Origin of the sequence: Cupriavidus oxalaticus (assembly GCF_004768545.1) — a bacterium.
In the GTDB taxonomy this organism is placed as follows: domain Bacteria; phylum Pseudomonadota; class Gammaproteobacteria; order Burkholderiales; family Burkholderiaceae; genus Cupriavidus; species Cupriavidus oxalaticus_A.
Genome location: NZ_CP038634.1, coordinates 1,513,824 through 1,528,008, shown reverse-complemented (window position 1 = coordinate 1,528,008; position 14,185 = coordinate 1,513,824). Strand labels below are relative to the sequence as shown.

Here is a 14,185-nt window from a genome sequence, read left to right as displayed (position 1 = left end):
GTGCCAGCGCGCGCAGGGCGAGAAACGCGCAAAAACCGAGGGATTACCCGCGGCGAAAAGGCAAGACGGGGCGGTGCGCTGTGACAGGTGTCACAGCACAGGTGTACAGCGGGTGGACAACCGTATCGCGCGACCGCTCAGTGAATGGGCTTGCCGCCTTCATCGTCGGCCCCGTCGCGCCGGTTAGGCGACTGGATGCCATAACGCTCCATGCGCCGGTACAGCGTCATGCGGCTGATGCCGATCTGGCGCGCGACCGCGCTCAGGTTCCAGCCGGAAGCGCGCAGGTACTGCATCAGCAGCATGCCTTCCGGCGGCAGCTGGTGCGGGTCGAATGGCGCGGCGGCGCTGTCGCCGGCAACCTGCGCAGCTTGTGCCGGCGCAGCGGCGATGGCCGCGATCCCGAGGCCGTCGGGCAGGTCGTGCTCATCGATATAGCCGCCGGTGCAGACGGCGCGCGCGTATTCCAGCACATTGCGCAGCTCGCGCAGGTTGCCCGGCCAGCTATGGCGATGCAGCCGCTCGCGTGCCGCCGGCGACAGCGTTACGGGTGCGGCGGCGCCTTCCTGCAGCAGCTTGGCCATCAGCCAGTCGAGGTCGTGGCGTGCGCGCAGCGGCGGCAGTTCGAAACGGGCGCCGTTCAGGCGGTAGAAGAGGTCTTCGCGGAAGCGTCCCTCGGCGACCAGTTGCTCCAGGCTGTGGTGCGTCGCCGAAATGACGCGCAGCCGCACCGGCACCGGCCGCGCGGCGCCGACCGGCAGCACCTCGCCTTCGGCCAGCACGCGCAGCAGCCGCGACTGGAGCTCGCGCGGCATGTCGCCGATCTCGTCCAGGAACAGCGTGCCGCCGTCCGCTTCCTGGATCAGCCCGCGCTTGCCGCGCGGGCCGGCGCCGGAGAAGCTGTTGGGCAGGTGGCCGAACAGCTCGCTCTCGATCAGCGTTTCCGGGATCGCCGCGCAGTTCACCGCGATGAACGGGCCGCCGCGGCGGGCGCTGGCCTGGTGCAGGGCCTTGGCGAAGAATTCCTTGCCGCTGCCGGTCTCGCCGTGGATCAGCAGGTTGATCGGCGAATCGACCAGCCGCGCGGCGCGCTGCAATTGCTGCTGCAGCGCAGCGTCACCGCCGGTCAGCGCGGCCAGCGCCTCGGGCATAACCACCGGCGCTTCCTTCGCGGGAGCCTGCCAGCGCAGCGCGGGTGGCATCACGCTCAGGTATAGCAGCCCGCCGCTGCGGTTCAGCGCCACCAGCCGCTGCTCGCTGGGCCGGGAGTAGACATAGTTGCCCAGGTCTTCCAGCCGGGCGCCGAACAGCGTCTCGAACCGCTGGCCGAGCACGGTGGCGCCGGCCGCGCCGCCCAGCTCGCCCTCCAGCATCAGCCGGGCGCGGTGGTTGTGGCCGACGATGCGGCCGACCTCGTCCAGCGCCAGCAGGTATTCGGGATTGACGTCGACGAACTCCGGCGCCACGTTCAGCTTCAGGATCCAGTCGCGCCGGTGCGCGCGCAGGAAGTTGGCGTTCTCGATATGCGCGGCATAGATGCGTACCAGCTGCAACGCCAGCCCCTGGCTGTCCTTGGCGTGCGGCGAGGTCAGCGCGGAGATGTCGAGGATGGCGTGCAGGTTGCCGTGCGTGTCGAACAGCGGCGCGGCGGTGCAGGTCAGCGGGATATGGGTTGCATCGAAATGGTCGGCCTGGTGCACCGTCAGTGCCTGGCCGGTGACCAGCGCCGTTCCCACCGCGCAGGTGCCGGCGCCGCTCTCGCTCCATTCCGCGCCGAGGTAGAGGCCGGCGTGCCGCAGTGCGGCATCGGTGCGCGCATCGCCGATATAGTCGACCGTCACGCCTTGCGCATCGGTCAGCAGCACCACGTAGCCCAGTGCGGCCACTTGCCCGTACAGGCTCTGCAGGCCGTGGCGCGCGATGCGCGCGAAATCGTCGATGCGTTCCTGGTGTTCGCGCAGCCGCGGCTGCGGCAGGATGCGCGCTTCCTGCATGCGCGAGGGATCGAGCCCGTACTGGTGCACGCAGCGCCGCCATGAGTTCTGGATGATGGCGTCGTGCGCGATCCGGTCCGCCAGCACGGCGGGCGGGGCTAGGTATGTGGTGGCCTGGACCACCGTCTCGATGTGCTCGCGTTGCCGCAGGTCCATCGCTGTCTCCTGGTCGTCGCTGCCGTCGGCCCCGGGAGCCTGCTGAGGGGGGCGGATCGGGCGGACTGTGCGGGCGCGTGCCTGGGTGGCCACGCCTCTGTCTGGTCTCGGCCTTCTAATGTATCCGAGCGCGTCGGCGGGATGCAAACCAGAATGGCAGGCAGGAATCAGGAGACGTCGGCCAGCGCACGCCGCAAGTGCGGCGTGCGCCATACCGGATGGCTCAAAGTGCGGCGTTGGCCTTGAGGCTGCGCGCCGCGCCGGCGGCGATCTCGAAGGAGCGCAGGCGCGCCTGGTGGTCGTAGATCTGGCCGGTCAGCATTAGCTCGTCCGGCTGCAGGTCGTCGACAAAGCGCTGCATGCCGGCGCGCACCGAGTCCGGATCGCCCACCACCGAGCACGCCAGCGAGCGGCGGATATGGTCGGCCTCGCTCTCGGTCCACAGCGACTCGATGTCGTCCACCGGCGGGCGCAGTTGCCCCGGCGTGCCGCGCACCAGTGCCAGGAACTGCTGCTGCAGCGAGCTGAACAGGCGGCGCGCCTCATCGGCGCTGTCCGCGGCAAAGACGTTGAAGCCGAGCATCACGTACGGGCGATCCAGCGCTTCAGAGGGCCGGAAGGTGCGACGGTAGAGGTCGAGCGCCTGGCGCATGAAGCCCGGCGCGAAGTGCGAGGCAAACGCGAACGGCAGGCCCATGGCCGCGGCCAGCTGCGCGCTGAACAGGCTCGAGCCCAGCAGCCAGATCGGCACCTTCAGGCCGGCACCGGGAACGGCGCGCAGGCGCTGGCCAGGGCGCACGTCATCGAAATACGCCTGAAGCTCTTCCACGTCCTGCGGGAAGGTATCGGCGCTATCGCTGGTCAGATGGCGGCGCAACGCGCGCGCGGTGGCCTGGTCCGTGCCGGGCGCGCGGCCCAGTCCCAGGTCGATGCGGCCCGGGTACAGCGAGGCCAGCGTGCCGAACTGCTCGGCGATCACCAGCGGCGAATGGTTGGGCAGCATCACGCCACCGGAGCCCACGCGGATGGTCTGCGTGCCGTTGGCGACATAGCCGATCAGCACCGCGGTGGCGGCGCTGGCGATGCCGGGCATGTTGTGGTGCTCGGCCAGCCAGTAGCGGTGGTAGCCCAGTTGCTCGGCATGGCGCGCCAGGTCGAGCGAGTTGCGCATGGCCTGGCCGGCGTCGCTGCCCTGCGGGATGGGAGCCAGGTCGAGCACCGAGTAAGCGATGCCGTTGCCGGCGGGGAGAGAGTCGCGATTCATGTTGTGGTCTGGCGGGCGGCGTACGCCACACGTGCGCCGCCCGATGCTATGCGGATGGTTCGCTATGTTAGTGAGCCTGCGCGGAACGTGCTGGCGACGGATTTGCGGCCCTGCGGGCGGCGTGGGTATGTGGGTATCCGCCGGACCAGCGCCCGACGGCAAGGATTGAGCCTCGCGCCGCTTGCCCTTACCATTCAGCCCGATGCGAAGGAACGATCGATGACTCTCAAGACACTGGACGGCGCGCTGGCCCTGCTGACGCACTTCACCGTGCGCCAGCCCACCTGGGGCGTGCGCGAACTGGCCAAGCACAGCGGCGTGCATTACGCCGTGGTGCACCGCGTGCTGGCGACCTTTGCCGCCAACGGCTTCCTGGTACAGGACGCGGCGACCGGCAAGTATTCGCTGGGGCTGCGGCTGTTCGAGCTGGGACAGGTGGTGCGCAAGAGCTTCTCGCCGGACGAGATCGTGCGCCCGGTTCTGGAAAAGCTGGCAGCGCAAAGCGGCGAGACCGTATTCCTGTCGTGGCTCGACGGCCATGAAGGCCTGTGCGTGGGGCTGGTGCAGAGCCAGCACCAACTGCGTTTCTCGATCGAGCTGGGCGAGCGCTTTGCGCTGTACGCGGGGGCGCATGCCAAGGCGATGCTCGCCTTCCAGGAAGATGCCTTCCGCGACGAAGTCTACCGCCAGGGCATGGCGCGCGTGGGCCCTCACACCACGCTGGACCGCGAGCGCATCGAGCAGCAGCTTGCCGAGGTGCGCGAACGCGGCTGGGCCCATACGCGCGAGGAAGCCGCGGCCAGCGTGGCCGGGCTGGCACTGCCGCTGTGGTCGCGCGACCGCAGCGCGGTGGTGGGCTCGGTGGCGATTGCCGGGCCGCAGCAGCGCCTGGACGAGGCCGCCGTGCCGCGCCTGCTGGAGGCCTTGCGCGACGCCAGCGGCCGGCTGGAAGACGTGATCGGCTTCGTGCGCTGACGCCAACGTTCAGTCGGCTCGATCACGCAAGCAGCGCCTTTCCCACTTCGCCGCCCAGCACCCGCTTGCCGATCGCATGGCCCAGCGCCCGATAGCTTTCCCATTGGGCTTCATCGAAGAACTGGTCGCTGGTGCTTTCCTGCGGGAAGGCCGGGTGCGTGGCGCCATAGTGCCGCACGTCGGCCGGCGCCCATGACACCAGCCGCGGCTTGAGCAGCACGATGCGGCAGACCTGCGCGCGCGGCGCCGCGCACGCCGGATCGGTGCGGTACACGTTGAGCAGCACCGCGCATTTGTCGGCGGCAGGGTCGCTGCCCGTCACACCAGGCATGAAATCGTCCGGCACGCCGAAGACGCGGCTCAGCACGGGATGCGTGGCGGCCTCGGTATCGACCACGATCTCCAGGCCATGGTCGATGCGCGCGAGCCGGATCAGGTTGGCGAGGTCGCCGAAGCGATAGTCCGGATCGCCGCCACAATCGCACAGCACGATCAGCGCGACGTCCCGACCCGGACGCAGCAGCTCGTAGACACCGGTGTTGTCGAAATGGCCGCCGTCCGACAGGTATTGCCAGCCGCGCCGCGTGCCATGGAAGCGGGCGCTCAGCTCGCACCCGAGGTAGTACTGCGTGCGGAACATGCCGGCGGCCAGCCACGGATGCGTGGCGCGTTCGGGATGGCGCCACCGCTCGCCCTCGGCTCCGCCCTGGCGCGCATACCTGGCCGGGTACGAGGGCCACCACGTGCCCAGCCGCAGGTTGGCCAGGCCCAGCAGCAGCGAGGTCCCGAGCGTGGTGGCCCGGCCCAGTCCCGTTGACACCACCGCCCCCGAGATGGCGATCCAGTCGCCCACCGTGAGCGATTGCGACAGCTTGCCCGATGCGGGCCATGACGCATCCGGGCAGCACTGCCGGCCGTCGATGGTGAAGCGCGCATAGGCATCCGGCGCGATGGTGGCCGCGGCGCCCGGCTGGGCCACGCTGGCGCCGGGCGCCAGGCACAACGGCTTGCCTTTGCGGTCGCGCTGGACCAGTTGCTCGGCCGGATCGACGGTCAGGTTCAGCGTCACGTTGATCAGGTGCAGCGGCGCCAGCACGCGCGGATCGTAATAGGCGTTGAGGCCGAGCTGGTCGCCGGGCACGGGCTCCGCCACGCTGAAGCGCGCGCGCCGGCGGCGGTCCGCCACCGGATCGGGATCGGGCGCGGCAAAGCGCTCGCCGTTGGACGCGCCAAGGTAGGCGCGCGTGAGGCGCGCCGCATAGAAGGGCTGCAGCGTGGACAGGTTGAGGAACCCGGTAAAGCGGCCGGCGACCAGCGCCAGCACCAGCGCCACGACAGTCAGCATTGCCAGCGCCGGCCCGGTGTAGGCCGTGCCGTACACCAGCCAGTCGACCGGCTCGCGGCCATCCCAGCGCACCCACAGCACCAGCCACGACCACAGCACGAACAGCAGCAGCGCCAGCACCGCCGCGGCCGCGCCGGCCAGCAACGAGACCGGCAAGCGCGCCCACAGTGCGCGCCAGGCGGTGTCGGCGCTGCCCTTGCGGCCTGCGTCGAGCCAGCGCGCGCCGTAGCGCACCAGCCAGACCAGCACGCCAAGCACGCCCGCGGGCAGCGCCGCGCCCCACGGATGATGAGCGGCATGGGCATACAGGTAGGCGGTTCGCGCGACCGTATCGGCCACGCCCAATGCCGCCAGCCACAGCGTCAGCGTGACCGCAGTGCGCAGCGCACGCGTGGCGCGTACGCGATAGCCGGACACGGTGCGCGGCTCGCCCTGCAGCATCACCAGGCAGCTCAGCACGCCCAGCCACGTCAGCACACCCAGCGCGGCAAAGAGCTGCGCCGGAACGTGGTTGGCACCGAGCCATTCCGACCAGTGCGCGGCCGCCAGCAACAGCAGGCCGAGCAGCGTCGCCACCAGCGGTGCTGGGCTGAGAAAGCGCGCCGGCGCCTGCGGATCGTTGGCGCGCGCGTAGACCAGCCAGTATGCCAGGCCGGGCGGCACCGCGCCGATCACCACCGTAACCAGCGGCAGCCACAGCCAGGGGCTCCACCAGATCGCGCACTCGCCCTGGTTGAAGGCCTGCCGCGCATCGTGCAGCAGGTCCATCTCATAGCGCCCGAACCCGTACCACGCTCCCGCGGCGCCATGCAGCAGCAGCGCGAGCAGGGCCAGCAACGCCAGCAGCGCGCTGCCGATCACGTAGTGCATGGCCAGCCAGTTGCGCACCACCAGGGCGGCGGCATAGAGGTTGTCGCCCGCGCCCGTGGGCGACAGGTAGCGACCGTTCTCGCGCAGCCACGCGAGCGCGCCGCGGCCGGGATCGGCGGCATAGGAGACCGAGGTGTGGATGCGCCCGGGCGGCTCGCATTGCAGCGTGTGGTAAGCGTCGGCCGCGGCCTGGACCGGGCCGGTGCCGCGGCGCAGGCGGCCCGGCACGAACAGGCTGACGAAGAAGGCCCCGAGGTAGCCGCCGCCGCTGACGGTGGACAAGTAGTCGAACTGGGCCAGCAGCGAGGCCATCCCGGGCACGGCCTGCGCCGCGGCGGCGGTGTTCGCCGCGGGCGTCGGAGGAGCCTCGGTGTTCGCGGCGGTGGCAAGCGTGCGCGCCGGCATGTCGGTGCCGGCCATCGCCTGCACCACGCCCAGGCAGAACGTGGCGCTGCGGATGCCGCCGCCGGACAGCGCCAGCGCCCAGTTGCGCTGGCGCTCCTGCGTGCGCAGCGCGATGCCGAGCTGGCGGCGCCGATGCGCGATGCGGGCCGCTTCGTCGCCGAAACCGTGGTCTTCCGCAGCCATGGGCGCCTCCCGTAGCAGTCGCTCTGCGCCAAGTATAGGCAACGGCGCATGGTCGATATTCGCCCAGCCACCGGCGGAGATTGAGCGTTAACCCTGATTGTTGCGCGTCTGGGCGCGGCCTAGCATTTCTCTGTATCAGAGACGTTGTCTCTATAATAGAGACAAAAAGCAGTCAGTCATGCTCAAGACCCTGGACGGCGCGCTCGCGCTCCTCACCCATTTCACCGCTCGCCAGCCCAGCTGGGGCGTGCGCGAACTGGCGCGCGAAAGCGGCGTGCACCACGCCGTCGTGCATCGCGTACTCGCCACGTTTGCCGCCAATGGCTTCCTGACGCAGGACAGCGTCGGCCGCTATGGGCTGGGCTTGCGCTGGTTCGAACTGGGTCAAGTGATGCGCAAGGCGTTTTCGCCGGCGGCAGTGGTCCAGCCCGCGCTGGAGGCGCTGGCGCAGGAAAGTGGCGAAACGGTTTTCCTGTCGTGGCTGGACGGTCACGAAGGCCTGTGCACGGACATCGCCCAGAGCCAGCACCAGCTGCGCTTTTCGATCGAGGTGGGCCAGCGCTTCGCGCTGGACGCCGGCGCGCATGCCAAAGCGATCCTCGCATTCCAGCCGGAAGCGTTCCGGCGGCAGGTCATCGGCGACGCGCCGGAACTGGCCGCGCAACTGGCCCAGGTCCGCGCCGACGGCTTTGCCTATACCTGCGAGGAATCCGCGGCCACGGTGGCGGGGCTGGCATTGCCGCTGCACCACCGCGACACCCAGGCGGTGGTGGGATCCCTCGCCATCGCCGGCCCGCTGCAGCGGCTGACGCGCGAGGCCGTGCCGCGGCTGCTGGAAGCGCTGCGCGCGGCGCGAAAGACGATCGGCCCGGTGGCGGGCTTCATGCGATAGCGGGTCAGGATTGCCGGCCCACGCAAACGCGCGCACACGACACACAAAACCAGACAACACTACGGGGAGCGGTGGAAGACATGACCATGCCAACACAACTGAACGCGCCAATGGCGGCGCAGCCCGCGACACGGTCGCGCTTTATGGAGCCTTTGCTGCTGCTGGTATCGGTGGCGCTGTCGGTATTCGGCGCCATGATCGGCATGCAGCTGATCGTGTCGCTGGGGATCTCGGCCAATACCTCGATCATCGGCGCGCTGATCGCGATCGTGTTTTCGCGCATCCCGCTGGAGATCACGCGGCGCTTCCGCGTGCTGGAGCGGCAGAACCTGGTCCAGACCGCGATCTCGTCGGCCACCTTCGGCGCCGCCAACTCGCTGATGATCCCGATCGGCGTGCCGTATGCGATGGGCATGCCCGAGCTGGCCACGCCGATGCTGATCGGCGCGGTGATCGCCATGTTCGTCGACGGGGCCATGCTGTACTTCCTGTTCGGCAGCAAGGTCTTCCCCGCCACCGGCACCTGGCCGGCGGGTATCGCCACTGCCGAGGCGATCTGGGCCGGCGACCGCGGCGGCCGCAAGGCGGCGTTCCTGGGCCTGGGCATTGCCGTGGGCGTGGGCGGCGCGTGGCTGGGCGTGCCGATGTCGGCCTTCGGCGCGGCGTTCCTGGGCAACCTGGCGGCGCTGACCATGTTCGGCATCGGCCTGCTGGTGCGCGGCTATTCGGTGGCCGTGACGGGCATCGATATCGCCAAGGCCTATATCCCGCATGGGCTGATGATCGGCGCGGGCATCGTCGCGCTGTTCCAGGTCGCCATGGAAATCCGCCGTGCACGCAACGCGCCGGCCGCCGACGCGCGCACCATCGAAGTCCCGGCCTCGCGCGCCAGCCGCATCCTGTCGGGCGGCTTCCTCATCTACCTGGCGATCGCGTTGCTGATCTCGCTGCTGGCCGGGAATGTATCCGACATGTCGCTCGGCATGCTGGTCGTGTTCGTGCTGTACGCCGCCTTTGCCGCCTATGTGCACGAGCTGATCGTCGGCATCGCGGCGATGCACTCGGGCTGGTTCCCGGCCTTCGCGGTGGCGCTGATCACGCTGACCATCGGCATCCTGATCGGCTTCCCGCCAACGGCGCTGGCGGTGCTGGTGGGCTTCTCGGCCGCCACCGGGCCGGCCTTTGCCGACATGGGCTACGACCTCAAGACCGGCTACCTGCTGCGCGGCGAGGGCCGCGACATGGAGGCCGAAATCGCGGGCCGCAAGCAGCAGTTCCTGGCGGCGATGGTCGGCTTCGGCGTGGCCGCCGTGGTGGTGATCGTGTTCCACGGCACCTTCTTCTCGCAGGGCCTGATCCCGCCGGTGGACCGTGTCTATGCGGCATCGATCAAGGCCGGCTCCTCGGCGGAGATCGCGCGCAACTTGGTGATCTGGGCGATCCCCGGCGCGCTGTTGCAGTGGCTCGGCGGTTCCAAGCGCCAGCTCGGCATCCTCCTTTCCACCGGCATGCTGATCGCCTCGCCGCTGGCCGGCTGGGCAGTGCTGGCGGGCCTGCTGATCCGCTTCGTGGTGCAGCGCCTGCGCGGCGACAAGCATCTGGCCGAGATGAGCGCCTTTGCCGGCGGCGTGATCGCCGGCGATGCCCTCTTCAGCTTCTTCGGCTCCGTCACCAAGCTGAAGAAGTAAGCCCTGCGGCAAGCCATCCCGGGGCGCGCGCGCCGCGCCCCGCCTGTCATTACCCGAGACGTTCCATGGATATCCAAGCAATCCGCGCCGACACTCCGCTGACGGCTTCCACCATCTATCTCGACACGGCCGCGGCCTCGATTCCGCCCGACGCCGTGCTCGACACCGTGCGCAGCTACCTGCTCGATACCGGCCATGTTGGCATCTACCTGCCGGCGTTCCGCAAGGAGACCTATGCCCGCGTGGAAGCCGTGCGCGGCATGCTGGCCGGATTGCTCAACTGCTCGGCCGACGAGATCGCCTTCACCAAGAACGCCACCGAAAGCATTTCCATCGCCGCGCGCGGCATCGCGTGGCAAGCGGGCGATGAAGTGCTGGTGGCCGACACCGAAATGCTGAGCAACCTGCTGCCGTGGCGGCGGCTGGAGCAATCGCACGGCGTTGTAGTGAAGACGGTGCCGGCCAATGCCGAGGGCCTGCTGAGCGCGCAGGCATTCGAGGCCGCGATCACGCCGCGCACGCGCCTGCTGACCTTCTCGCACCTGCCCAATTCCACCGGCGCCGTGCAGCCCGCCGCGCAGATCTGCGCGGTCGCGCGCAAGCATGGCGTGCTGTCGCTCGTCAATGCCGCGCAAAGCGTGGGCATGCTGCGTTCCGATGTGGCGCAGCTGGACTGCGACTTCCTCGCCGGCTGCGGGCGCAAGGCGCTGCGCGCGACCGAGGGCTCGGGCTTCCTGTATGTGCGCCGCGCGCTGATCGGGCAGGTCGAGCCGATGCTGGTGGGCTGGTGGAACGGCGCGTGCGACCGCAACACCGGCGCGCTGTCGCTGGTGGCGGGCGCGAAGCGTTTCGAGGCCGGCTGCCCGATCGTGCCGGCAATCCTCGGCATGGGCACCGCCATCGACTATGCCACCGCGATCGGCATCGACGCCATCGAGGCGCGCGTGCGCGACCTGACTGAGTACGCGGTGGCGAAGTTCGCCGCGATTCCGGGCTTCGAGCTGTACGGTCCCACCGACGTGACCCAGCGCATCGGCATCGTGCCGTTCAACGTGCGCGGCGTCGACCCCGCGCGCATCGTGGCCGCGCTGGAAGCGCAGCAATGCATCATCGAAGCGGGCAACTTCATGGCCGATTCGATCCTGGCGCGCTACGGCGTGCCGACCATGGCGCGCGTGTCGCTGCACTACTTCAACACGCACGAAGAGATCGACCGCGTCGCCGCACTGATCCGCGCCGCCATCGCCTGAACGCATCACCGAAAAAACGGATACCAAGACATGACCCAACGCATCCTCCTGATGAGCAGCTCGCGCAAGGACAACCTCGGCTACCTGGAGCACGCCGGCGAGCAGATCCACACGCTGCTGCAGCGCGAGCCGCGCAAGGTGCTGTTCGTGCCGTTCGCGGGCGTGACCTTCAGCTTCGATACCTATGAAGGCATGGTCAAGCCGGTGTTCGAGAAGCTCGGCTATGCGCTCGAGTCGATCCACCACAGCGCCAATCCGCTGCGCGCGGTGCAGGAAGCCAAAGCCATCGCCGTGGGCGGCGGCAATACCTTCGCGCTGCTCAAGCGCATGTACGACGCCGGCATCGTCGACGCGATCCGCGCCAGGGTGCGCGCGGGCACGCCGTACGTCGGGTGGAGCGCCGGCAGCAACGTGGCCTGCCCGACCATCCGCACCACTAACGACATGCCGATCGTGCAGCCGCCCTCGCTGCGCGCGCTGGGCCTGGTGCCGTTCCAGGTCAACCCGCACTTCATCAGCGGCAAGCCCGCGGGCCACAACGGCGAAAGCCGGGAAGAGCGCCTGGCCGAGTTCCTGCACATCAATGCGCCCGAACAGGTGTTCGCGCTGCCGGAAGGTTCGGCGCTGTACTCGGACGGCACCCACGGCACCGTGCTAGGCGAGCGCAATGCGCTGTGGTTCCCGGCTGAAGGCAGGGTCGAGGCCATTCGTGAGGGCGAGCCTTTTCCGCTGTCGCAGATCACCGGGCCTGCCGGGATGGAGGAATGGCGGGGCTTTTCGGCCTGAGTGATGCGTTAAACGCCGAAGCACAGACTGTTGCCTCCCCTCTCCCGCAAGCTGGAGAGGGGAGCAAACCAGCGGGACGAATGCGTGACTAGCGACTAGCCAACCCCGGTCACAACAAACACACAAACAAAACCCTGCCCCGCGGGCCGCGTCTGCGCCGCCCGCGCGGCCCCCTTTTTGCCATCTGGAGGAGAAACACAATGAGCCAAACCCTTCGCCACGCCGCCCGGCTGACCTTGCCACTGATGCTGTGCCTGCCCACCGCCGCGATGTCGCAGTCCGGCGTGACGCTGTACGGCGTCATCGATACCGCGCTGACGTACCAGACCCATTCCAACCCCGCCGGCGATGCGCAGGTCGGCCTGCAGCAAGGCGGCGAAGGCTTCCTGTCCGGGAGCCGCTTTGGCCTGAAGGGCGTCGAGGACCTGGGCGGCGGGGTAAAGGCCGGCTTCGTGCTGGAGAACGGGTTCCTGGCCGACACCGGCAAGTTCGACCAGCAGGGCCAGCTATTCGGCCGCCAGGCGTACGTGAAGATCGGCAACCAGTGGGGCGAGCTGGCGCTGGGCCGGCAATACACCACGGCCAACACCATGCTGTACTACGTCGATCCGCTCGGCGTGGGCGCGGCACCGTCGAACTCATGGATGGTGTACCTGACCGGGCAGCGCTACGACAACGCCGTCAGCTTCACCGGCAATTTCGGCCCGATGTCGCTGATCGCCGAATACGCGCTGGGCGAGACCGCGGGCAACACCCGCGCCACCTCGTCCACGTCGTTCGGCCTGAAGTACGCGGCCGGCCCGATCACCGCGATCGGCGACTTCCAGCAGACCCGCGACAGCCAGAGCCGTACCGCAAACATCTACCTGGCGGGCCTGAAAGTCGCGATCGGCCGCGCCAGCCTGTTCGCCAACTACCTCCACAGCGACCGCGAGGCGGGCTTCGACTCGTCCAAGGGCGGCACCGACACGGCCACCATCACCAGCATGTCGACCGCGGCCACGCCGACCAACCGCGCGGCGATCAACTCGGTGTTCGGCAGCAGCCGCCACGACGACTTCTTCACGCTGGGCGCGAGCTATGCCGTGACCGGCAACGTAACGCTGACCGGCAGCGTGATGCACAACCGCACCCGCGCCGACAGCTTCAGCGGCAACCGCACCACCGCGTATGCCGTGGCCGACTACGCCTTCAGCAAGCGCACCGACACCTACGTGGCGCTGGCCTATGACCGCGTCCACGGCGACTGGTCGGGCCTGTTCGGCAACAACACCACCAGCTGGACCGGCGGCAGCGGCACGCCGCTGGACGGGCGCGACAGCCAGACCACCGTGATGGTCGGCCTGCGCCACCAGTTCTAACGATTCAACCGACGCCGGGCCCGCGCCACGCGGACCCGGCACCTCATCTGGAGAAAGCCATGGCCCTGCAGCAGACGCTGGTCATTCACGAAGCCCTGGACAGCCCGCACGCCAACGGTGCGGTCGTCAGCGAACTGTTCGCGCCCTACGCCGGCGCCGGCGTGACCTTGCAAGTCACCACCGTCAACAACGCGCCCCCCGAGAACACGGCCAACACCACCGACTTCATCACCATCGTGATCCCCGGCAGCGCCGGCAAGCGTGGCCGCGGTAAGGCGCCGACGCTGGGCGTGATCGGCCGCAACGGCGCCATCGGCGCGCGTCCGGAACTGGTTGGCCTGGTGTCCGATGCGGACGGCCCGATCGGCTGCCTGGCGGTGGCGCTGAAGCTCGCGCAGATGAAGGCGCGCGGCGACCACCTGCAAGGCGACGTGATCGTGACCACGCACCTGTCGACCGATGTCTCGATGGTGCCGCACGACCCGGTGCCGTTCATGGGCATGCCGGTGTCCTCCGACACCATGAACGACTACCAGGTGCTGCCGGAAATGGATGCGATCCTGTCGATCGACGCGTCCAAGGGCAACAGCATCATCAAGCATCGCGGCTTTGCCATCTCGCCGACGGCGATGCAGGGCTATATCCTGCGCGTGGCGCCGGACCTGGTGGCTACGATGGAATCGACCACCGGCTGCCCGGCAGTGACCTTCCCGATCTCGCTGCAGGACATCACGCCGTACCACAACGGCCTGTATCACTTCAACAGCATCATGCAGCCGCACGTCGCCACGGCGGCGCCGGTGGTGGGCGTGGCAGTGACCGCGCAGTCGGTGGTGTCAGGCAGCGCCACCTCGGCCAACCACGAGATCGACATCGCCGAGGCGGTGCGCTTCTGCGTGGAGGTGGCCAAGCGCTTCGGCATCGGCAAGTGCCAGTTCTTCAATGCCGCCGAGTGGGAGAAGATCCGCGCGATCTATCCGGACCTGTCGGTATTCCAGACCGCCGGCAAGCGCTGA

10 protein-coding genes are annotated in these 14,185 nt (G+C 69.0%); 7 read left to right on the top strand and 3 right to left on the bottom strand.

All coding sequences use genetic code 11. From position 1 onward, the window contains the following. Positions 1-137: 137 nt before the first annotated feature. Positions 138-2,150 (bottom strand): sigma-54-dependent Fis family transcriptional regulator, encoded by a 2,013-nt coding sequence (locus tag E0W60_RS06745; RefSeq protein WP_133097058.1) that lies wholly within the window; start codon positions 2,148-2,150, stop codon positions 138-140. A 223-nt stretch (positions 2,151-2,373) separates the two neighbouring features. Then, positions 2,374-3,414, bottom strand: a complete 1,041-nt coding sequence (locus E0W60_RS06740) for an LLM class flavin-dependent oxidoreductase (RefSeq protein ID WP_135703438.1) — start codon at positions 3,412-3,414, stop codon at positions 2,374-2,376. A 219-nt stretch (positions 3,415-3,633) separates the two neighbouring features. On the opposite strand from E0W60_RS06740, the gene E0W60_RS06735 reads away from it, so the two are divergent. After that, positions 3,634-4,389, top strand: coding sequence for an IclR family transcriptional regulator (locus tag E0W60_RS06735; RefSeq protein WP_135703437.1), 756 nt, complete (start codon positions 3,634-3,636; stop codon positions 4,387-4,389). A gap of 22 nt (positions 4,390-4,411) precedes the next feature. On the opposite strand, the gene E0W60_RS06730 is transcribed toward E0W60_RS06735, so the two are convergent. Continuing rightward, on the bottom strand, positions 4,412-7,192 hold the full coding sequence (locus E0W60_RS06730) for a hypothetical protein (protein ID WP_135703436.1): 2,781 nt from the start codon (positions 7,190-7,192) through the stop codon (positions 4,412-4,414). Positions 7,193-7,370: 178 nt separating this feature from the next. On the opposite strand from E0W60_RS06730, the gene E0W60_RS06725 reads away from it, so the two are divergent. From E0W60_RS06725 to E0W60_RS06700, 6 genes are all read left to right on the top strand, one after another. Then, the gene (locus tag E0W60_RS06725) at positions 7,371-8,084 is read left to right on the top strand and encodes an IclR family transcriptional regulator (RefSeq protein ID WP_135703435.1); all 714 of its coding nucleotides are present in this window, start codon (positions 7,371-7,373) and stop codon (positions 8,082-8,084) included. 80 nt (positions 8,085-8,164) lie between these two features. Beyond that, positions 8,165-9,772 (top strand): OPT/YSL family transporter, encoded by a 1,608-nt coding sequence (locus E0W60_RS06720; RefSeq protein WP_135703434.1) that lies wholly within the window; start codon positions 8,165-8,167, stop codon positions 9,770-9,772. A gap of 65 nt (positions 9,773-9,837) precedes the next feature. Next, positions 9,838-11,022 carry an aminotransferase class V-fold PLP-dependent enzyme gene (locus E0W60_RS06715; RefSeq protein WP_135703433.1) on the top strand — a complete coding sequence of 395 codons (1,185 nt, stop codon included), beginning with the start codon at positions 9,838-9,840 and terminating at the stop codon, positions 11,020-11,022. Between the two features lie 30 nt (positions 11,023-11,052). Beyond that, positions 11,053-11,808 carry a dipeptidase PepE gene (pepE, locus tag E0W60_RS06710; protein WP_135703432.1) on the top strand — a complete coding sequence of 252 codons (756 nt, stop codon included), beginning with the start codon at positions 11,053-11,055 and terminating at the stop codon, positions 11,806-11,808. A 200-nt stretch (positions 11,809-12,008) separates the two neighbouring features. After that, positions 12,009-13,169, top strand: coding sequence for a porin (locus E0W60_RS06705; protein ID WP_135703431.1), 1,161 nt, complete (start codon positions 12,009-12,011; stop codon positions 13,167-13,169). Positions 13,170-13,228: 59 nt separating this feature from the next. After that, positions 13,229-14,185, top strand: coding sequence for a DUF1177 domain-containing protein (locus E0W60_RS06700; RefSeq protein WP_133097066.1), 957 nt, complete (start codon positions 13,229-13,231; stop codon positions 14,183-14,185).